At 64.4% G+C, this 19,951-nt stretch carries 14 protein-coding genes, 1 tRNA gene, 1 pseudogene and 1 riboswitch; of the genes and pseudogenes, 9 read left to right on the top strand and 7 right to left on the bottom strand.

Annotated elements, in window-relative coordinates; genetic code table 11:
- Positions 1-452 (top strand): class I SAM-dependent methyltransferase (locus QZV93_RS10705; RefSeq protein WP_295558320.1); only part of this gene is annotated, 452 nt, incomplete at its 5' end.
- 14 nt (positions 453-466) lie between these two features.
- On the opposite strand, the gene QZV93_RS10710 is transcribed toward QZV93_RS10705, so the two are convergent.
- On the bottom strand, positions 467-970 hold the full coding sequence (locus tag QZV93_RS10710; protein ID WP_295558322.1) for a DUF2147 domain-containing protein: 504 nt from the start codon (positions 968-970) through the stop codon (positions 467-469).
- Between the two features lie 137 nt (positions 971-1,107).
- Here QZV93_RS10710 and hrpB point away from each other — a divergent pair, with 137 nt between their 5' ends.
- The gene (hrpB, locus tag QZV93_RS10715) at positions 1,108-3,669 is read left to right on the top strand and encodes an ATP-dependent helicase HrpB (protein WP_295558324.1); all 2,562 of its coding nucleotides are present in this window, start codon (positions 1,108-1,110) and stop codon (positions 3,667-3,669) included.
- 22 nt (positions 3,670-3,691) lie between these two features.
- Here the strand turns inward: hrpB and QZV93_RS10720 are convergent, their stop codons facing one another.
- A complete protein-coding gene (locus QZV93_RS10720; RefSeq protein WP_295558325.1) occupies positions 3,692-3,970 on the bottom strand; it encodes a hypothetical protein in 279 nt (92 codons plus the stop codon).
- Positions 3,971-4,295: 325 nt separating this feature from the next.
- Between QZV93_RS10720 and QZV93_RS10725 the strand changes: the two genes are divergently transcribed.
- Positions 4,296-4,472, top strand: coding sequence for a hypothetical protein (locus QZV93_RS10725; RefSeq protein WP_295558327.1), 177 nt, complete (start codon positions 4,296-4,298; stop codon positions 4,470-4,472).
- 422 nt (positions 4,473-4,894) lie between these two features.
- Here QZV93_RS10725 and pabB read toward each other — a convergent pair whose 3' ends face one another.
- On the bottom strand, positions 4,895-6,748 hold the full coding sequence (pabB, locus tag QZV93_RS10730; protein WP_295558328.1) for an aminodeoxychorismate synthase component I: 1,854 nt from the start codon (positions 6,746-6,748) through the stop codon (positions 4,895-4,897).
- Positions 6,749-7,130: 382 nt separating this feature from the next.
- Here pabB and QZV93_RS10735 point away from each other — a divergent pair.
- From QZV93_RS10735 to QZV93_RS10750, 4 genes and pseudogenes are all read left to right on the top strand, one after another.
- Positions 7,131-7,207 (top strand) — tRNA-Met (locus QZV93_RS10735).
- Positions 7,208-7,557: 350 nt separating this feature from the next.
- Positions 7,558-9,120 (top strand): annotated as a pseudogene (gene dnaK, locus QZV93_RS10740) (molecular chaperone DnaK); the annotation flags it as partial.
- 129 nt (positions 9,121-9,249) lie between these two features.
- On the top strand, positions 9,250-9,687 hold the full coding sequence (locus QZV93_RS10745; protein ID WP_295558397.1) for a toll/interleukin-1 receptor domain-containing protein: 438 nt from the start codon (positions 9,250-9,252) through the stop codon (positions 9,685-9,687).
- A gap of 172 nt (positions 9,688-9,859) precedes the next feature.
- Complete coding sequence (locus QZV93_RS10750) at positions 9,860-11,824, top strand: hypothetical protein (RefSeq protein ID WP_295558329.1); 1,965 nt, start codon at positions 9,860-9,862, stop codon at positions 11,822-11,824.
- A 27-nt stretch (positions 11,825-11,851) separates the two neighbouring features.
- Here QZV93_RS10750 and tsaD read toward each other — a convergent pair whose 3' ends face one another.
- The 4 genes from tsaD to tsaE are packed head-to-tail and all read right to left on the bottom strand — an operon-like array spanning position 11,852 to position 14,649.
- Positions 11,852-12,859, bottom strand: a complete 1,008-nt coding sequence (tsaD, locus tag QZV93_RS10755; protein ID WP_295558331.1) for a tRNA (adenosine(37)-N6)-threonylcarbamoyltransferase complex transferase subunit TsaD — start codon at positions 12,857-12,859, stop codon at positions 11,852-11,854.
- Complete coding sequence (locus tag QZV93_RS10760; RefSeq protein WP_295558333.1) at positions 12,856-13,479, bottom strand: L-threonylcarbamoyladenylate synthase; 624 nt, start codon at positions 13,477-13,479, stop codon at positions 12,856-12,858. Before QZV93_RS10760 ends, tsaD begins: the two co-directional genes overlap by 4 nt.
- Before the next feature lie 19 nt (positions 13,480-13,498).
- The gene (gene tsaB, locus QZV93_RS10765; RefSeq protein WP_295558335.1) at positions 13,499-14,125 is read right to left on the bottom strand and encodes a tRNA (adenosine(37)-N6)-threonylcarbamoyltransferase complex dimerization subunit type 1 TsaB; all 627 of its coding nucleotides are present in this window, start codon (positions 14,123-14,125) and stop codon (positions 13,499-13,501) included.
- Positions 14,122-14,649 carry a tRNA (adenosine(37)-N6)-threonylcarbamoyltransferase complex ATPase subunit type 1 TsaE gene (gene tsaE, locus QZV93_RS10770; RefSeq protein ID WP_295558337.1) on the bottom strand — a complete coding sequence of 176 codons (528 nt, stop codon included), beginning with the start codon at positions 14,647-14,649 and terminating at the stop codon, positions 14,122-14,124. The genes tsaB and tsaE overlap by 4 nt, the downstream gene beginning before the upstream one ends.
- A 455-nt stretch (positions 14,650-15,104) precedes the next feature.
- Here tsaE and QZV93_RS10775 point away from each other — a divergent pair, with 455 nt between their 5' ends.
- On the top strand, positions 15,105-16,259 hold the full coding sequence (locus QZV93_RS10775; RefSeq protein WP_295558398.1) for an efflux RND transporter periplasmic adaptor subunit: 1,155 nt from the start codon (positions 15,105-15,107) through the stop codon (positions 16,257-16,259).
- A 28-nt stretch (positions 16,260-16,287) separates the two neighbouring features.
- Positions 16,288-19,443: a multidrug efflux RND transporter permease subunit gene (locus tag QZV93_RS10780; protein WP_295558400.1), complete on the top strand. Its 3,156-nt coding sequence runs from the start codon at positions 16,288-16,290 to the stop codon at positions 19,441-19,443.
- Positions 19,444-19,539: 96 nt separating this feature from the next.
- A riboswitch (cobalamin riboswitch) is annotated at positions 19,540-19,763 on the top strand.
- Positions 19,764-19,951: the final 188 nt, after the last annotated feature.

Raw genomic sequence — 19,951 nt, forward strand, 5'->3', positions numbered from 1 at the left:
ACGATCTCCTGACCGACGACGGTGTCATGCTCCTGCATTCCATCGGCCACATGAGTCCGCCGGGCACCGCGAGCCCCTGGCTCCGGAAATACATCTTCCCCGGCGCCTACTCGCCGGCACTCTCGGAGGTGTTTACGGCCGTCGAGCAGAACAGCCTGTGGGTCACCGACCTCGAGTTCCTGCGGCTCCATTACGCGAAGACGCTCGCCCACTGGGAGAGTCGCTTCCAGGCCAACCGCGCTCAGGTCGCACAGATGTACGACGAGCGCTTCTGCCGCATGTGGGAATTCTACCTGATCAGCGCCGAGATGATGTTCCGCACCGGAAGCCAGCTCGTCTTCCACATGCAGCTGGCGAAGAAGCGCGACGCGGTGCCGATCGTGCGCGACTACATCACCGACACGCAACGCGCCTACCTCAAGCTCGAGCCCGAGCGCGGCATCGGCTCGTAGGACGCTGACGCGCGCTATTCCGTCTTCGGCAGCGGCGGCGCAGGCGGCACGCCGTCCTTCTCGCAATGGTAGGCCGGCTTCGCCACCTTGCTCCACACCTCCGTGGAGCCGAACAGTGGCAGGAATACGTAACCCCTCACCTCGATCTGGGTCGGGCTCAGCACGGTCGCGTAGCCCTTGAAGCTCATGCCGAGATCGGGAACGTAGACGTCGCCGCCGCCCCAGGTTCCGTCCGGCTGCTTGGCGAAGCCGTTGATGACACGCAATCCGCACACCTGCCGCTCCCGCAGCGACTCGTCGGGATTGCGGAAATCCTTGAGCGGCATGCGGTCCGGCCCATACGGCAACCGCAGCCAGACGACCTTGGCGCACATGTCGGCGGCGCAGGGCTCCACCTGCAGCACTACTTCTCCATGTGAATCCATCCAGAAGCCGTCGAGCTCGGTTGCCCTTGCGGCGCCCGAGCCGGCAGTGAATCCCGAAGCCAGGACAACAAGCGCGACTGCGAAGCGAAGCATGAAGACGGTCCCCGCGAGATGGCCGGCCCGCCCCCGGGCCTTCCGAAAAGGCGGGTATCGGCCAGCTGAGTGGTGTTGTAAAGGCGGCGCGTCGAGAACCCTCTCATTCGCCGGAGCGGCGTGCTAAGCCCGCCACGATGGACAGTCCTTCCAACCCGAGATCGAGCGGGCGATTCGCGCCCGCGCTCCCAATCGACGAAGCCCTTCCGCCCCTGGCGGATGCGCTCGCACGCACCAATGCTGCCGTGCTCGTGGCGCCACCCGGCGCGGGAAAAACGACGCGGGTCCCGCTCGCACTCCTCGATGAGCCATGGCTCCAGGGCCGTAAGATCCTCGTCCTGGAGCCGCGCCGCCTCGCCGCGCGTGGCGCAGCGAACCGCATGGCGACGACACTTGGTCAGGAGATCGGCGAGACCGTAGGCTTGCGCGCACGCCTCGATACCCGCGTCTCCAAAAAGACCCGCATCGAGGTGCTGACCGAAGGCGTCTTCACGCGAATGATCCTCGACGACCCGACGCTGGAGGGCATCGGCGCCGTCTTGTTCGACGAATTCCACGAGCGTTCGCTGGACGCCGATCTCGGTCTCGCTCTCGCCCTCGACGCACAAAGGAGCCTGCGCGACGACCTCCGCATTCTCGTGATGTCGGCGACGCTTGCCGGCGAGAAGGTGGCGGACCTCCTCGGCAAAGCACCCGTCGTCTCGAGCCAAGGACAGAGCTTCCCCGTCGCAACACGCTACCTCGGCAGAAGCCCGACGCTGCGCCTCGAGGACCAGATGGCGGACGCCATCGACCGCGCGCTCCGCTCCGAGACGGGCTCCATCCTCGCCTTCTTGCCCGGCCAGGGCGAGATCCGCCGCACCGAGGAGCGCCTGCGCGATCGCCTCGACCCGAGCGCCGCCATTCTGGCGCCGCTCTATGGCGCGCTCGACCGGCGCGAGCAGGACGCGGCCATCGCGCCTGCCCCGCCCGGAAAGCGCAAGATCGTGCTCGCCACGTCGATCGCAGAAACCTCGCTCACTATCGAGGGCGTACGCGTCGTCGTCGATTGCGGCATCTCCCGCGTACCGCGCTTCGATCCCGACGTCGGTGTAACCCGCCTCGCCACCGTCCGCGTCTCGCGCGCCTCCGCCGATCAGCGTCGCGGCCGTGCGGGCCGCATCGAGCCCGGCGTCTGCTACCGCTTGTGGGACGAGGCCGAAACCGCGAGCCTGCCGCCCTTCTCGGAGCCCGAGATCCGCGCCGCCGACCTCGCGCCGCTCGTGCTCGATTGTGCCGAATGGGGCATCAATGATCCGCGCACGCTGGCGTGGCTCGATCCCCCCACGCCCGCCGCGCTCGATGCCGCCCGCGAGGAGCTCGTCGCCCTCGGCGCCGTCGACAGCGATGGCCATTTGACGGACGCCGGCCGCCGGCTGCGTGCGCTTCCCTTGCCGCCGCGCCTCGCCGCCATGCTGATCGAAGCCGCGCTGATCGGTAGCGAGCGCGAAGCGGCCGACATCGCCGCCATCCTCGTCGAGCGTGGCCTTGGCGGCAACGATACATCCCTCGATCACCGCCTCCAGGCCTTCCGACGTGACCGCTCGCGCCGGACCACCGAGATGCGCCGCCTCGCCGAAGGTTGGGCAAGGATCGCGCGCACTACTCGTCCCCAACCCGGTTCTTCACGGGGAGATGATCGGGATGAGGGGCCGCGACAGCCGGCGGCGCAAGCGGCCGAGAGAGGGGAGGCATCCACGGCAACACTCCTGGCCCTCGCCTACCCCGAGCGCATCGCCAAAGCCCGCGGCCCGCGCGGCCAGTATCTGCTCGCCAACGGCCGTGGCGCCAACCTCGATCCCACCGACACCCTCTCCGGCGCGCAGTTCCTCGTTGTGGCAGAGATGCAGGGCGCAGCAGCCGCCACACGCATCCTGCTCGCCGCCGAGACCACCGAGGCCGAGATGACCCGCATCGCCGGCCATCGTATCGCGATCCGCAACGACCTTTTCTTTGATCGCGAGGCCGCCGCTGTGCGCGCGCGCCGCGTGCGCCGCCTCGACGCCATCGAGCTTGCCAGCGAGCCGCGCCCGGCCGACCCAAGCCCTGAGGTGGAAACCGCTCTTGCCGCAGGGCTTGCCTCTCTCGGCGCGGCCCGTCTCCCCTGGAGCAAAGCGCAAGTGCAGCTCCGCGACCGCTCCGCCTTCCTGCGCAACGCAGGCGGCGGCGATTGGCCCGACCTGACAGACTCGGCGCTGACGGCCACGCTTCCCGATTGGCTCGGACCTTACCTGGCTGGAAAGACGCGTCTTGCCGATGTGTCAGCCGAAGACTTGGGCCAGGCCCTCGACGCACTCATCCCATGGTCCCTCAAGCGCCGTCTGGACGAGGACGCGCCCACGCACTTCGAAGCGCCAACCGGCAATCGCCACGCCATTGACTACGAAGGCGCAGGCGCCCCCGCGCTTCATATCCGCGTGCAGGAGCTGTTCGGCCTCAAGACGCACCCCGGCATCGCCGGGGGGCGACTGCCGCTCACGTTGCATCTGCTGTCTCCTGCCCATCGGCCGATCCAGATCACGCGCGACCTGCCGGGTTTCTGGCGCGGATCATGGGCCGCTGTGAAAGCGGAGATGAAGGGCCGCTATCCGCGCCACCCTTGGCCCGACGATCCGGCCAACGCCGCACCCACCGCGCGCGCCAAGCCGCGCGGCACCTGAGACAACAAGCCGATGGAGCGGACTATTTACCGGCGGCGGCAGCGGCAGCCCGCCGCTGGGCGACCTCGGCAGCCGAGACTTCGCCTTCAGCGATGAGCGCATTAACGCATTCCGGGCTGAGCTTCGCCCCCGCCTTGCGCATGCACGCCCGGAGCTCCGGCGTGCCGAGCCGATGAAGATGGCAATTGTCCATGTAATCGTTGGCGCAGAACTTCTTGACCCTCGGCCCATAAGCGGCTGCGCTCAAGGGCGCGACGAGGCAAGCGGCGACGACGATGGCGACCGAGCACACACGAAGCATAGCAGTCTCCTTAACGGCAGCCGAAACGCTTAAGGTTCCTGAGCGCTGCGGTCGATAAAAGCGGGTCCGACCTGTTTTAGGGCAGCGCGCCCTCATTCCAATCTTTCTAAGAAAGCATAGATAACGTTGTGATTCCACGAGACAAAACATCGCTAAATAGAAACGGTTCCAACACCCGTCTCCCCGACGGTCAACGACTGTTGCCGTCAAGCCCATGCCACTACCTGCAGCGGCTGCTATAAGCCCCGGGCTACGGAGAGCGAATCGGCGGCAGCCTGGTTGTCACCGATCGGAAGGAACGAAGTCTCGAGGGGAGAGATCAACGATGGTCCTGAAAGCACCCGGCATCCTGACGTACATGCTGTCGGTCATCCTTACGGTGCTCGCGCTCGTCACCTATTTCTTCGGCGCTTCAATTCCTTACATCACAGGTCAAGAATTCTGGGTGCTCGTCGTTGCACAATTCGTGCTGATCTTCGGCTGTGTCATGCGTGGCCTTTGATGATGGTCAATGCGCCCTTGAAGCCAAGGGCATCGCCGTCGGAAGCGCGTTCGCGCACTATCGATTGCGGCTTGATGAAGGGATTGTCGGTACGCTGTGCGCATCTGTCGCGCGGCGTTGAGCACTCTGGTCACGGGGTGCTTGTTTGCGCAGATTGGCGCGCATGATGATGCCACGAAAATTGCAGTCGGGCCCGATCGCCGAGCGTGTACGCCGCTCCGTGCGCGAAATCGCACTTGCGGTTGCGCTAACGTTTGCGGCGCTTGTTTTTGTCGTCGCTGCAATTCATGGCAGCGGCTCCGAGACGGCATCCATTTCCCCGCCGCAGGACGCTCCTGAGAACCGCTCCAATTAGTGCGCCGCAGCAATCGCGCCACTGAAATTGCGCACTGCAGCATTCCCAGCCGACAAGATAAGCCGCCTCAACGCAGCTGCTTCAGCGGTTCGGCCTTAACCAGACCCCGCACGGAATTTCCGACATAGATCGCGTCCGCGCCCGCGAGATCGTCGAGCGTAAGCACGGCCTCGTGGGCTTTGCCGCTCCGGATCAGCACGCCGCGCAACACGCCTGGGAGAAGTCCGCTCGAGAGCGGCGGCGTGAGAAGCCTGCCATCGCGCTCAATGAAGATGTTGGTCCGGCTTCCTTCCGCGAGTTCGCCGCGCTCATTGAGATAGAGGACCTCGTCGGCCTTGACCGTGTCCGCGTAGTGCTGCCACTCGCGGTCGTAAAGCTCGCGCCGAGTCGTCTTGTGGAAAAGGAAGGCATTGGTGCTGTCGAGTCGCGTCTCCGAGACGACGAAACGCATCACCGCCCCCGGCACCTGGGCAGGCTGCTCCGTCACGGTGACCGTGAGCCCACCATCTTCAGCTAGTAGCAGCCGCACGCGTAGCCGCTTTCCCGTTTGCCCGGCAACCGCGGTATCGAGTGCCGCCTGCACCTTGGCCTCGTCGAACGCATATCCGAAATAGGCGGCGGACGCGCGCAGCCGTGCGATATGGCCGTCGAGGAGCCAGAATCCCTCCTCCGGCACGTGGAGCAGCGTTTCGATCAGCTCGAAACTCTTCGGCGGGTCGGTGAGGAATTTCATCTTGAGCAGGCATTCGGCGTATTCCTTGGCGCCGACGGAGTCGTAGACGACGCCCGATCCGATTCCCATCTCGCCGCGCCCATCGCGGAAGATGACGGGTGTGCGGATGGCCACGTTGAAGAGTGCCGAGCCCTCGGGGGAAATGGTGCCGATGGCACCGCAGTAGACGCCGCGCGGCTCCGTCTCGTAGTCGCGGATCAGCTCCATGGCCCGGATCTTCGGCGCCCCGATCACCGACCCCGGTGGGAAGATCGCACGCACGAGATCCGCGAGCCCGACGCCGTCCTTCAGCGTCGCCCGCACGCCGGACGTCATCTGGTGCAGCGTGCGGAATGTCTCGACGGTAAATAGATCCGTGACGCTGACGCTACCCACCTCGGCGATTCTTCCGAGATCGTTCCGCATCAGATCGACGATCATGAGATTCTCGGCGCGCTGCTTGACGTCGCTCGAAAGCACGCGCCGCGCGTCCTCGTCGGCTTCGGGTGTCCCGGCCCGCGGCGCCGTGCCTTTCATCGGCCGGGTCGACACGACCTGCCCGTGCTTCTCGATGAAGAGTTCAGGGCTCGCCGAAAGCACGGTAACCTCGCCCGTATCGACGATACCGGCATAGGCCACGCGCTGCCGCTGTCGGAGATCGCGATAGAAGGTCAGCGGCGAGCCTTCGAGACGAAAACGCGCCTTGAAGGTGAGGTTGAGCTGATAGATATCGCCGGCGCGGATCTTGTCCTGCACCGCGGCGAACCTCGATTCGTACTCCGCCTGATCCCACGCCGTGGTCACCGAGGTGAACTGATAGGAGCCGCTGCGGGTGTGGGTTGCAAGCCAATGGTCAACCTCCCGCTCGGTCATCGCGCGCGGCGCCCGATAGAGGCCGAACCAGATCAGCGGCACGCTCCGCCCGTCCGGAAAAAGGCTGCGGATCTTGGGCTCGAGCACGTAGCCGAGCTCGTAGGCGAAGAAGCCCGCCGCGTGGTACCCCGCCGACGTGCCGTCCTCGAGCCGGGCAAGCGCCTGCGGCACCTCGTCCGCCGTCATGGCCGAGATGATCTCGATGGGTTCCGAAAAGAGGAGCGACGGCGTTCCGCGGCCGCTGCTGTTGTCGAGCAGAACGAACGTCTCCTCGAGACCCGCCGCCGTACGTGTTGCTTGGGCTTGGTCGCTTCGGCGGGGATCGGCAGGAGTCATGCGGGTGGTGTCTCGTCCGGCAGTACGATGTTCACGACCCAGCTTATACGAAAGTTCTCGGGCCGTAGCGCATAGCTGGCCGGCAAAATCCGTCGTGGAAGCACATTGTTCAAGGGATAATGCCGGGCGGCGGAAAATGCCGGGTGCGATCGGGGTTCACAAAGCCAAAAATCGTGCTATAGACCTCGCCGAGCCGCCCTGCCGGCGGCTCTTCGAACGGGCCGGTCCCAAGGGACCAAGTCCTAAGGGATCGATCCCAAGGGACAAGGCGGCCCTGATCAGCCCAAGTTTCGCAAGGGTGGCCACTTCGAGTGGCCGGATCGTTCGAGACGACGTGGCAAGCCTCACGAGGCTATGTCAGGTCGGAGAGATGTGTCGGTATCGCGGGATGGAGCAGCCCGGTAGCTCGTCAGGCTCATAACCTGAAGGTCGTAGGTTCAAATCCTACTCCCGCAACCAACCGACCCACAGTCATTCTAGGGTAGCCACCCGCTCTGGATAGAGCACGCGGCATTCCACCTTTCCTTCCCAGCCAGGCGCGAAGCATCGCGATCCAGTCGCGAAAGTGGTCGCCGGTGCAAGCAGCATGGCGAGAGAGAGAGAGCAATAATCGCACTCGCCACCCAAGCTTGCGCGTGCGCGGCAACTTCACAACCCGCCCAGCATCAGATGCAACAAGACACCATCGCTCGTCGGCCTGTTGAAAGGTGTCCGCGCCTCCATCGGCGAAACGGCCAAGCACGTTGCGGACGGGCGCCCTTCCTGCTCAAATGTCGATATCGGGGCGGGGATATTCTAGCGATCATTCAATGGGAAGAATTGTCGGCATCGACTTGGGAACAACGAGTTCACGTGTTGCGATCCTAAGCGGCAACAGCCCCGTAATCATCGAGAATTCCGAAGGCGAAGGGACGACGCCTTCGACCGTGTCGTTCATGGACAATGGCGACATACTTGTTGGTGAGGCCGCCCGCCGGCAAGCCATCATAAACCACGACGGCACAGTAAACGCAGTGAAGCGCCTCGTCGGCCGTCGCTATGACGACCCGTCGATCGAAACGCTGAAGCGAACGGCCTCTTATAAGATCATCCGCAGCGCCAACGGGGACGCCTGGATCGAGATTGATGGCCGGGAATACTCGCCGCAGGAGATCTCGTCGCACATCCTGCAAAAGATGCGCACGACGGCCGAGGTCTACCTGGGCGAAACGGTAAATCGCGCGGTTGTAACGCTTCCCGCCTATTTCAACGATGCGCAACGACAGGCGACGATCGCCGCAGCGCGTATAGCCGGCTTGGAGGTTGTTCGCACCATTAGCGAACCCACAGCCGCTGCGCTGGCCTACGGCCTCGACAAGGCGAAGGACCTGAAGATCATCGCCGTCTACGACCTCGGAGGTGGCACATTCGACATCTCGATCCTCGAAATCAGCGATGGTGTCTTTGAGGTAAAAAGCACCAATGGCGACACCTTTCTAGGCGGCGAGGACTTCGACACAAAGCTCGTCGAGCATTTGGCCGATCAGTTCCGCAAGGAGCATGGGCTGGATCTCTCCAACGATCGACTTGCGCTTCAGCGTCTCAGGGAAGCTGCAGAAGGCGCCAAGATCAACCTGTCTTCGGCCAACACGACCGCAATCAATTTGCCGTTCCTCGCTTCGAACGAGTTCGGTCCGCGACACCTGCACACCACCCTCACGAGGAAAGTATTTGAGAGCCTCGTCGCCGGGCTCGTGGACCGTACCGTAGAGATCTGCAAGGCTGCCTTGCAGGACTGTAAAATCGACATGGGAGGCGGATCGATCCGGTCCGCAACAGTGGAAGATATTACCGAAGTGGTCCTGATTGGCGGATCCACCAGGATCCCATTGGTCACCGAGAAGGTCCACCAGTTCTTCCAGCGCGCCTCCTACAGAAGTCTGAGGCGTGAGGATGCTGTTGCTCTAGGTGCTGCTGTACAAGCGGCTGTCATGTCTGGCGAGATGAAGGACGTCCTGCTCCTGGACGTGGCCCCATTCTCGCTCGGAATTGCCACCGCAGATGGATCATTCGTACGCCTCATCGAGCGGAACACGACGATTCCGTCTAAAAGATCGCTGATCTTCTCCACGCACGAGGACAACCAAGAGGCAACGACCATTAGCGTGTTCCAGGGCGAGCGCCCTCTCGCATCCGACAATGTCCTGATCGGCGAGTTCGTACTGAGTGGAATTCCACCGGCGCCTCGTGGCATCCCTCAACTCGAAGTCACTTTCGATGTAGACGCGAACAGCGTGCTGCACGTGTTTGCAAGGGACAAGGCATCTGGCAAGGAACAATCAATTCGCGTTCAAACGACGGGAGGCTTGTCGGACGAACAGATATCCGCTCTCTCCTCCAAGAGAAAAGGCGAGCCGCCAAAATCATCTGCGGGCTCACCTAACCCTGCGCATCCCGTCCAATCGCCGTCCCAGCCACCAACGGCCGACACGCCGCAACCTGAGCGGACCAGGACATTATTTGTGAGTTATGCCCGTGAGGATCTGAATTGGGCAGAACGGATTGAAAAAGCGCTCTCGCCGCTAACGAGAAACAAAAAAATCGAACTCTGGTTTGACCGCAAGATTGAGCCGGGAGAGGCGTGGGAAAAATCTGTGCTCAGCGCGATCGATAGGTGCGATGGTGCCCTGCTGCTCGTCTCGCCGAGCTTTTTGAACTCCGACTACATCCTGTCGACTGAGCTTCCAAAGCTCTTCGCAGCAAGAGAGCAACGGGGAATTTTCTTCCTTCCAATCGTGATTAGCTTTTGTCCATACTCGCTCGTTGAGAGCCTCACCCAGTTTCAGATGTTCAACGATCCGGAGCGGCCCTACAGCAGTCTGGTCGACTGGCAAGTCGACAAGGAGCTCACAAGGTTGGTGGAAGAAATCGCCACGCGGGCGGGCAAGGGCAAGAAATAGCCTCACCATTGCGCCGGATACGATAAGGCGTGAACCGCGCGCTGAGCGCCCATTTGGTTAAGCAGACGCCGCCGCTTGGCTGCCACGACGGCACTCCCCTAATTTTGCCATGGTTCAGCCAAAGCTTTCACAATAGTGTTGACCGGTTGAGGAGTGCCCCGGGGAGGCTCCCGTGTTTCCTGCACGCCGCTTTGCCGCTGCCGTGACGGCCTCAGCGCTGATCGTCGGGACGTTTGCCGTCCCGATCGCGCGCGCCGCCGACGCAAAGAACGCCCCCGCCGCCAAGTGCGAGGACGCTGCCGGCATCGCCGTCATGGCCTCGCCGATGACGCCCTGGAAGGGCACGCCTCTGCGCGTCGTCTTCACCGCCGAGCAGGCGCTCGATGGCGAGCTGTCGCTGGTTGCTCCCGACGGGGCCGTCGCCGTCAAGACGCGCGAGCGGCACGGTGGCCCGCCCTATTTCTGGGTTGCCGAGGTCCCATCGCCCGCCGCCGGCACGTGGCAACTGAAGCTCGCACGCGATGGCGCGGCCGGCGAGTGCAGCACCCTCTCGCGCGACATCGTCGTGGCACGCAAGCAGCCGCCTGGAGCGCAAGCCGCCGCCAAGAGTGTATGGCCGGTGCGCGACACCTGGAGCCGCGCCACCGAGAACCTTTACTCCGCTTGGATCGAGCTGCTCTTCGACGCACCGCTCGACGCGGCACCGTCCTGGCCCGCCCTGCACGAGGTGCTGCGCGATCGCTCGCGCAACGTCCTGTTCAATCATCTCGGCCTGCGCGAGGACGAGAAGGGCCTCATCATCAAGCCCGATTGTGCGGATCTTCCCTACACCTTGCGCGCCTATTTCGCCTTCAAGATGGGGCTGCCGTTCGGATATGCGAAGTGCACGCGCGGCGGCGCTGGCCAGGCACCGAGGTGCACCCAGTGGTGGAACATCCAGAACGAGGAGCCGCCACCAGCTCCCCCACCCGACCAGAAGGTCGCCGGGCCCGCGGGCGACTTCCTCGGATTCTTCGGCTCGCCGTCAGCGGCACCCGCCCCCGCGGCCAAGCTGCCGAAAAAGCCCCCGGGGCTTGTGCCCGGGTTCGGCTACTACATCCGCACAACTGTCGCCAACGGCGTGCATTCGGGCGCAGGCCGGACGGCGGCCGACGACAACAACACGGACTACTATCCCGTTCCGCTGAAGCAGGAGACACTGCGCCCCGGCACCGTCTACGCCGATCCCTACGGGCACATTCTGGTGATCGCGAAGCGCATCGCGCAGACGGGCGATGCTGCAGGCGTCATTCTCGCCGTCGACGGACAGCCCGACGGCACGGTGGCGCGCAAACGGTTCTGGCGCGGAAACTTCCTCTTCGCTCAGGATCCGGCACTCGGCAGTCCCGGCTTCAAGCGCTTCCGCCCCGTCGTGCGTGGCGGTGGCAGCTTCAGGCGCTTGACCAACGCCGAAATCGAGAAGAATCCCGAGTACGCCGACTTCTCGCTCGATCAGTCCAAGCTCGCGATCGAGGATTTCTACGACCGTATGGACGACGTGATGTCGCCGGCACCGCTCGATCCCACCCGCGCCATGAAGGAGGCCATCACGTCGCTTGAGGAGCAGGTGAAGGCACGCGTGACGTCGGTCGAGAACGGACGCAAGTATCAGACCGGCGGCGGCGGCGAGGTGGCGATGCCGGACGGCGCATCGATCTTCGAAACCACGGGCGCCTGGGAGGATTTTGCAACGCCGTCCCGCGACCTGCGCCTGTTGATCGCCATCGACGTGGTGCGTGGCTTCCCCGATCGCGTCGCCCGGCGCCCGGAACGCTACGCGATGCCGCCAGGCAAGAGCGCCTCCGACGTGAAAGCGGAGCTGGGCGCCGTGCTCGCCTCCGAGCTCGGTGAGCGCAAATTCGCTTACATGCGATCCGACGGCTCGGAATGGACGCTGACCCTCAAGGACGTGATCGAACGTATCGCGGCGCTCGAGATGGCCTACAACGTCAACGACTGCGTCGAGCTGAGATGGGGCGCGTCCGAGTCGAGCGACGAGGCGTCGACGTGCAAACGCCGTGCGCCCGACACCCAACGCGGAAAAATGACCGAGTACCGGGCCTGGTTCAACGAGCGCCGCCGTCCCCCACGCGGATAGTCGGAGCTGCGGATCGCCGCGCCCCCTCTACCACTGGTCCACACGCAAATTCGGCTGCGCGATCGGACGCGGAGCGGTCTCGAGGGAGAGGTAGTCCCACGCCGCCAACGCGATCATCGCCGCGTTGTCGGTCGACCAGCGCAAAGGCGGGAGGCAAAGTTCAACGCCCATCTCCGCGCATAACGTCTGAGCGGCCGACCGCAATTGCGGACTCGCCGCCACGCCGCCGACCACGACGAGCGAGCGGCTCGGGTGCGCCGCAAGCGCACGTCGGCTCTTCTCGATCAGAACGTCCATGCAGGCGTCCACGAACGACGCCGCCAGATCCTCCAGCCGATAGGCGCCATCGAGCGGAAAATATTTGGACATCGCCGATTTGAGTCCCGAGAACGAGAAGTCGAGGCCATCGGCGATCATCGGCCTCGGCAGCCTGAGGTGTGACCCATCGCCGGTGGCCGCAAGCCGGTCGACCTTGGCGCCCGCCGGATAACCGAGACCCATAAGGCGCCCGACCTTGTCGTAGGCTTCACCCACGGAGTCGTCCCGCGTCGAGCCCAGGATGCGCACATCATGCGCTGTCGCCATGTGAGCGAGAAGCGTATGTCCACCCGAGACGAGAAGAAGGAGCGCCGGAAAGCGAACCCTCTGTTCGTCGAGATCCGCACTCCGCAAATGCCCCCGGAGATGATTGACGCCGATCACGGGCACGCCCCACCCGAGTCCGACACCGGCAGCAGCATTGAGCCCGACCAGAAGCGGTCCGATCAGACCCGGCCCGCGCGTGACGCCGATCGCACGCAAGTCCCGCTGAGTGACGCCGGCATCCGCGAGCGCCTTGGTGATGCAGGGGACCATCGCCGTCACGTGCGCGCGGCTCGCCATCTCTGGAAAGACGCCGCCATGGGCAGCGTGAATTTCGACTTGGCTCACCACGACGGACGAAAGCACGCGCCCCGCTTCATCGACCACCGCTGCGGCAGTGTCGTCGCACGACGACTCGATCCCCAAGATGACCTGGTCTTTGGATGATGTCATGACAGCAACCGCGCGATCTCCGCTTTCGAAACAGCCCCTTCCCGTTCGACGACGGGCGGCACGAGGCGACAGTTCACGAGTGTCGAAGGTTGTCCGCCTCCGGCAGCACCTTCGACGATCATATCCGGAGCGTCGCTGAGCTGATCAAGAATCTCCTCGACGCGATCGGGCGACGCCATCCCGTGCGCGTTCGCGCTCGTCACGAACAGCGGTCCGGTCTGCCGCAGCACCGCCAGCAGAAAATCATCTCGCGGAATGCGCACCGCCACCTCGTCGCGCGTCCTGAGCCAGTCCGGACGCCCGTGATCAGCAAACCCGAGCGCGATCGTCAGCGGGCCCGGGACATACTGCGAGGCGAGCAGCGTCCTGGCCGCATCCGTCACCGCCACCCCGAGCGAGGCGAGTTGCCCCGTTTCGGCGACCATCACCGGCAGACGACGCTCCGGAGACCGCCGCTTCAATTCGAAGAGCCTGTTGACGGCAGCCTCATCCGCGGGAAGCACGGCGAGGCCGAATACGGTGTCCGTCGGCACGAGCACAATCCCGCCGTCGCGCAGGCAGCCGGCCACGGCGGCGACGTGCGTGCGATCGACGGTTCTGACTGTGCCACCTTTACTCATCGTACGGCCATCATCTCTTTTATTGCTGAAATGCACTGATCGGACCTGAAACGATACGGTCCTCGGGAGCGCGCGCCGCGAACGCTATGAGATCATGCACCGCCGGCACGTCAATGTCCGTCATCAACGCGTCGATACCCGGCAGGGATCTCTGCAGGGAGTCCTTGAGCTTGCCGGCGATCGCAAAACGGCCGCCGAGATCCGCCAGCGCCCGCGACACGGCATCCAGGCTTCCACTCTCGGTGCGCACGATCCCCGACCCGTCGTAGGCGCCGACCCAGACCTGTCCCTCCGTCGCCCCGCGAATGCAAAGCACCGGCATCCCCGTCTCCGCGAACGCTCGCCACCCCATGATCTCGAGAGACGTCAGCGGCACAATGGGCCGGTTGAGGCTGAGCGCCAGGCCGTTTGCGAACGAAACGCCGGACCTGACCGCGTTGAGCCCTCCTGGCCCGATATCGACGGCAATGAGATCGATGTCGCGGGGCATCACACCGGCAGCGCCCAGAACCCTCTCGACCAGCGCCCCGAGGTCGGTGCCCCGCGCCGCCGGCTCCTCCGCCGGGCCGCCGAAGATGGTGCCGTCCCGGGACACGGCGACACCGGGCAGTCGGGACGAGGTCTCGAGTCCGAGAACCACGGTCATGCGGCCCCCTCGGCGAACGCGGTTTCAATACCTCGCTTCAAGCCGGACCAACCTTGTCCGACGGCTTGCACGCTGACATGGCGCTTGAAGGTGTCCCCCTCCACGAAGGCGAGCCGGATCGAGAGCCGTTCGGGATAGTGAGAGCCGACGACATCTCCCCACTCGATGACGATCACCCCGTCTTCGCGGTCGTCGTCCAAACCCAGATCCTGATACTCCGCCGCCCCCGAAAGGCGGTAGGCATCCACATGCGTCACCGGCACACGGCCCGCATCGTAAATGTGCACCAGCGTATACGTCGGACTGGTCACTGCCTCTTGCGAGCCGAGAGCACGCACGAGCGCCTTCACGAAATGCGTCTTGCCGGCGGCAAGCTCGCCGTCGAGGAGGATGACACTGCCGCCGCGCACATGCTCCGCGACGACGCGCGCGAGGAGATCCGTGTCGTCGGGACCACGCGCCACGAACTCCAATTGCCAACGCGGGTCGACGGTGTCGCCGCTCTGTTTATTGGGACTTTGCATGGCGAATGACGCCTGCTCGCGAAAAAGGTTGCTCTGATAGGGGGCATCGGGCGCGACATCGAGTCCGCAGCGGTCAGCGACGGGTCAGCCTGCTTCCGCCTCCACATATGGGGGTTGTCGTCCCCAGTCAATCTGATGCGCCGCCAGCCGCCGGGACGCGTCCCGCTGCGACACTTCCGTTCGAAAGCCCCTGTTACGTAAAAGTAAAGGACGGAACGGACCCGGCCGTGGCGTTATTGCCTGAACACTTCCCGCGACGGAGCCGGGGAACGCCACCCGAGCCACACGACAGTTGGTTGGTATCCATGCAGGAACGACCCAGCGAGTCCGGAGTTCTGGCTGCCGAAATGAAGGGTTCCATCCCTTCCGAGGCGCGAGAAAAAGGACGCCGGCCCACGCGTCCTGAGAGCGCCGCAACGCGCCGCTCCCGGCACTTCGGGTGGCGCGCGGTCGTGATGCTCCTGCTCGTGACCGCACTCGGCGGCACTTGGGTCTGGCAGCATCCGGATGTCGCCAAGGGAATGTTCTGGCCGGCATCTCCCGGAAAAACGCCCCAACGCGGCAATGACGCCCAAGCCGCTATTCCCGTTCGCGCGACCACGGTCGGACGCCACGACTTCCCCGTCGAATTGAACGGGCTCGGCACCGTCCAGGCGTGGAACTCGGTGACCGTACGCAGCCGCGTCGACGGCCAGGTCGAAAAGATCGCCTTCGAGGAAGGCCAGCCCGTAAAAGCCGGGGACGTCCTCGTCGAGCTCGACGCGCGCCCCTTCCAGGCCGCACTCGATCAGGCTACGGCCAAGATCACGCAGGACCAGGCCACGCTCGCGAGCGCGGAAGCCGATCTCGCACGGACGAACGCTCTGGTCGGCCCCGGCTACGCCACCAAGCAACTCCTCGACCAGCAGACCGCGACTGTGAACCAGCTCAAGGCGTTGATCAAAGCCGACGAGGCGGCGCAGGAGAACGCCAAGGTCAATCTGACCTACACGACCATTCGTGCGCCCATCGGCGGCCGGCTGGGACTGCGCACCATCGACATCGGCAACATCGTCCATGCCGCCGATCAGAGCGGCATCGTCACCATTGCCGAGATCCAGCCTATCGCCGTCGTGTTCACGGCCCCCGAAAGCGAGTTCCCTCCCGTCATGCGAGCCCTCAGCGAGGGACCGCTCGACCTCACGGCATTCTCGAGCGACGGCAAAACGGAGCTGGGGCACGGCAAGCTCGCCATCGTCAACAACGACATCGACGTCGCGAGCGGCACCATCCGCCTCAAAGGACGCTTCGAGAACCCGGACAACCAGCTCTGGCCGGGCCTTTCCGTATCGACGCGCCTTCTCGTCTCGACGCTGCACGATCGCATCGTCGTGCCCGACATCGCCGTGCAGCGCGGCCCCGCCGGCCTCTTCGCCTACATCGTGAGACCCGACCAGACGGTGGAGAAACGCGACCTAAAGGTCGGCCAAATCGGCAATGGACTGGCGGTCGTCGAGTCCGGACTTGAGCCGGGCGAGAAAATCGTCACCGCCGGTCACGCGCGCCTGCAGCCCGGCACACGCGTCGCCGACAGGCCCGATGACGAAAGCAACACCGCCGGGAAACAATAAGCAGGCGGCGACCGGAAACGAGCAAGCCATGCACGGGATCAGCCAGAGAACGCCGGGCGGCGGAATTTCCGGGCCCTTCATTCGCCGTCCGATCGCGACCACGCTCATCATGATGGGCCTTCTGTTCGTCGGCCTCGTCGCCTACCCGCGCCTGCCGGTCGCACCATTGCCGCAGGTCGACTTCCCGACCATCCAGGTCTCCGCTTCCCTGCCCGGCGCCAACCCAGAGACCATGGCCTCGTCGGTTGCGCAGCCGCTCGAACGCCAGTTCGCACGCATCCCCGGCGTCACCCAGACCACATCCTCGTCCGGCCTCGGCTCGACCACCGTGGTTGTGCAGTTCGACCTCGACCGCGATATCGACGCCGCTGCCAACGACGTTCAAGCCGCCATCAACGCCGCTGCAGGTCAGCTCCCAACCGACCTTCCGTCGCCTCCGACCTACCGCAAGGTCAACCCCGCAGATGCGCCGATCATGCTGCTGTCGGCGACGTCCGACACCCTGCCGCTGACGGACGTGGACGACAATGCCGACACCAAGCTCGCCCAGCAGATCAGCCAGATCAGCGGCGTTGGGCTCGTCTCCATCGGCGGCGAGCAGAAACCCGCCATCCGCGTCCAGATCGACCCCGCAAAGCTCGTCGCCAAGGGTCTCTCGCTGGAGGACGTCCGCGCCCGCCTTGCGCTGACCACCGTCAACCAGGCCAAGGGCAATATCGACGGCACGCTTCGAAGCCTCACCATTTACGCCAACGACCAGCTGAGCGACGCCGCCGGATGGAACGACGTCATCGTCGCCTACCGCGACGGGGCGCCTATTCGCGTCAAGGATATCGGCCAGGCCATCGACGGCCCCGAGGACATGAAGAAGGCCGCTTGGGCCGATGGAAAGCGCGGTGTTTTCCTTGTCATCTCGAAGCAACCCGGCGCCAACGTCATCGACACCGTCGACCGCATCAAGGCCCAGCTTCCGCGGCTGCGTGCCGCCATGCCGCCGTCGATCAAGATCGACGTTCTGAGCGACCGCACGCAGACCATCCGCGCTTCCGTCGAGGACGTGCAGTTCACGCTCCTCATCTCGATCGCCCTCGTCGTCGCCGTCATCTTCGTGTTCTTGCGCAGCCTATGGGCGACCATCATCCCCAGTGTCACCGTTCCACTGTCGCTGCTCGGCGCCTTGGCCCTGATGTGGCTCGCGGGCTATAGTCTCGACAACCTCTCCCTGATGGCGCTCACCATCGCCGTCGGCTTCGTCGTCGACGACGCCATCGTCATGCTCGAGAACATCGTGCGTCACGTCGAGGACGGCATGAAGCCGTTCGATGCCGCGATCAAGGGCGCGGAGGAGATCGGCTTCACTATCGTCTCGATCAGCCTGTCGCTTGTCGCCGCGTTCATCCCGCTCCTGCTCATGGGCGGCATCATCGGCCGCCTCTTCCGTGAGTTCGCCGTCACGGTCACCATGACAATCGCCGTCTCGGCCTTTGTGGCCCTCACCCTGACACCCATGATGTGCTCGCGCTTCCTCAGGCCCGAGCACGAGGTGAAACATGGCCGGCTCCACGCGTGGACCGAGCGCGGCTTCGACGCACTCCTCCGCGCCTACGAGCGCGCGCTCGACTTCTGCCTGCGCCGCCGCTTCCTGACCCTGATGGTGTTCTTCGCCACCATCGCCAGCACCGTCATGCTCTTCGTTGCCATCCCGAAGGGCTTCTTTCCGCAGCAGGACACCGGCCTGCTCCAGGGCACATCGGAAGCCGCACAGGATGTCTCCTTTGCCGAGATGATGCGGCTGCAGCAGACGCTGGGCGACATCATCGCCAAAGACCCGGACATCGAGACTTATGCCATGGCCATCGGCGCGGGCGGCGCATCGGCGTCTCTCAACACCGGCCGCTTCTTCATTACGCTGAAGCCGCGCAGCGAGCGCAACGTATCCGCCGACGCGATCATTGCCCGCCTGCGCAAGGCCACCCAAAGCGTCGAGGGCGTGAAGCTTTACCTCCAGGCCGCACAGGACATCACTGTCGGCGGCCGCGCGGGGCGCTCGCAATTCCAGTACACGATCCAGGATCCGGAGATCGCCGAGCTCAACACGTGGGCGCCGAAGATCCTCGAAAAGCTCAAGACTCTGCCCGAGCTACGCGACGTTGCCACCGACCAGCAAGCGGCCGGCATGACGCTCACCCTCGACATCAACCGCGACCAGGCCTCCCGCTACGGCCTTGATCCGAGCACCATCGACAATACGATCTACGACGCCTTCGGCCAGCGCCAAGTCGCCCAATTCTTCACGCAGCAGAACAACTACCACGTCGTCCTGGAGATTCTGCCCGAGTTGCAGGGCTTGCCCGGGAGCCTGGACAAGATCTACGTCAAGTCGGCGTCCACCGGCGAGCAGGTCCCGCTTGCCGCCTTCGCGAGCTGGACCACGCGCAAGACGCAGCCGCTCTCGATCTCTCACCAGGGCCAGTTCCCCGCCGTCACCATCACCTTTAATCTGGCGCAGGGCGGTTCGCTCGGCACCGCGACGGAAGCAATCAAAGCGGCAGAGCGCGAGCTTGGCTTGCCCACCGCCATGCGCACGACCTTCCAGGGCAATGCGCAGGCCTTCCAGGACTCGCTCGCGACCGTGCCGATGCTCATCGTCGCCGCCCTCGTCGTGATCTACCTGATCCTCGGCATTCTCTACGAGAGCTTCATCCACCCGCTGACCATCCTGTCCACGCTTCCTTCCGCGGGGGCAGGTGCTGTCGCCACCCTGATGTTTGCGGGCTTCGACTTCTCGCTGATCGCCATGATCGGCGTCATCCTGCTTATCGGCATCGTCAAGAAGAACGGCATCATGCTCGTGGATTTCGCCATAACGACCGAGCGCGACGAGCATCTCGCTCCTGAGGAAGCCGTGCGCAAGGCCGCCATCCTGCGCTTCCGCCCGATCATGATGACGACGGCAGCCGCCCTGCTGGGTGCCGTCCCCCTTATGCTGGGCTCCGGCACCGGCTCCGAGATCCGCCAACCGCTCGGCTACGCCATGGTCGGCGGCCTCATCGTCAGCCAGGCGCTCACGCTCTTTACCACTCCCATCGTCTACATTTATCTCGACAAGCTCGCTTCGTTTCTCGAACGCACGCTCGGTCGCAGCGAGCCGAAACCCGCCAGCCAGACGGCAAAGGCCAACTAGGCGGCGCGCGGTCGGGGTTGTTGCAGAAGGGTATCGCGACAACCCGTCTCCCCTCACCGCCTGAAAAATTGGCATTGACAGGAAGCCGTTCCTGCTGCGCTTTAGGGGCGTGACGGTGTTGCCACGTCCGCAAGGGCGTGGATGACGAAGAGGGAACACGGTGTGGCGTGAATAACGCTGAATCCGTGGCTGCGCCCGCAACTGTAAGCGGCAAGTCCTCTCCAACGACGCCACTGACGCTCCGAAAGGAACGTCGGGAAGGCTGGAGAGAGACGCTTGAGCCGTGAGCCAGGAGACCTGCCGGCACGAGTCGCCCATCCCCCGTGCGGTGCGCTCGGTGGAACGGTTACCCGTAGTGGCGGCTGATGTGCAACCGAATGGGAGCAACGTCAGGCATGGCCGGGGTATCGATCACCCACTGACACGATAGAAACCGGGCTCGTGGTCTCGAGCAGCGCTAGGCATTGCGGATCCCGCATCAGCCGGCGTTGCAGTCGTACCAGCCGAA

It is taken from the genome of uncultured Hyphomicrobium sp. (assembly GCF_902826555.1).
In the GTDB taxonomy this organism is placed as follows: Bacteria; Pseudomonadota; Alphaproteobacteria; order Rhizobiales; family Hyphomicrobiaceae; genus Hyphomicrobium_C.

Bases quoted from the DNA above. Each gene is read 5' to 3' on its own strand.
- QZV93_RS10725 (WP_295558327.1), top strand. From the start codon at position 4,296: ATGGTCCTGAAAGCACCCGGCATCCTGACGTACATGCTGTCGGTCATC.
- pabB (WP_295558328.1), bottom strand. From the start codon at position 6,748: ATGACTCCTGCCGATCCCCGCCGAAGCGACCAAGCCCAAGCAACACGT.
- QZV93_RS10760 (WP_295558333.1), bottom strand. From the start codon at position 13,479: ATGAGTAAAGGTGGCACAGTCAGAACCGTCGATCGCACGCACGTCGCC.
- QZV93_RS10780 (WP_295558400.1), top strand. From the start codon at position 16,288: ATGCACGGGATCAGCCAGAGAACGCCGGGCGGCGGAATTTCCGGGCCC.
- QZV93_RS10775 (WP_295558398.1), top strand. From the start codon at position 15,105: ATGCTCCTGCTCGTGACCGCACTCGGCGGCACTTGGGTCTGGCAGCAT.
- tsaE (WP_295558337.1), bottom strand. From the start codon at position 14,649: ATGCAAAGTCCCAATAAACAGAGCGGCGACACCGTCGACCCGCGTTGG.
- hrpB (WP_295558324.1), top strand. From the start codon at position 1,108: ATGGACAGTCCTTCCAACCCGAGATCGAGCGGGCGATTCGCGCCCGCG.
- tsaB (WP_295558335.1), bottom strand. From the start codon at position 14,125: ATGACCGTGGTTCTCGGACTCGAGACCTCGTCCCGACTGCCCGGTGTC.
- QZV93_RS10710 (WP_295558322.1), bottom strand. From the start codon at position 970: ATGCTTCGCTTCGCAGTCGCGCTTGTTGTCCTGGCTTCGGGATTCACT.
- tsaD (WP_295558331.1), bottom strand. From the start codon at position 12,859: ATGACATCATCCAAAGACCAGGTCATCTTGGGGATCGAGTCGTCGTGC.
- QZV93_RS10720 (WP_295558325.1), bottom strand. From the start codon at position 3,970: ATGCTTCGTGTGTGCTCGGTCGCCATCGTCGTCGCCGCTTGCCTCGTC.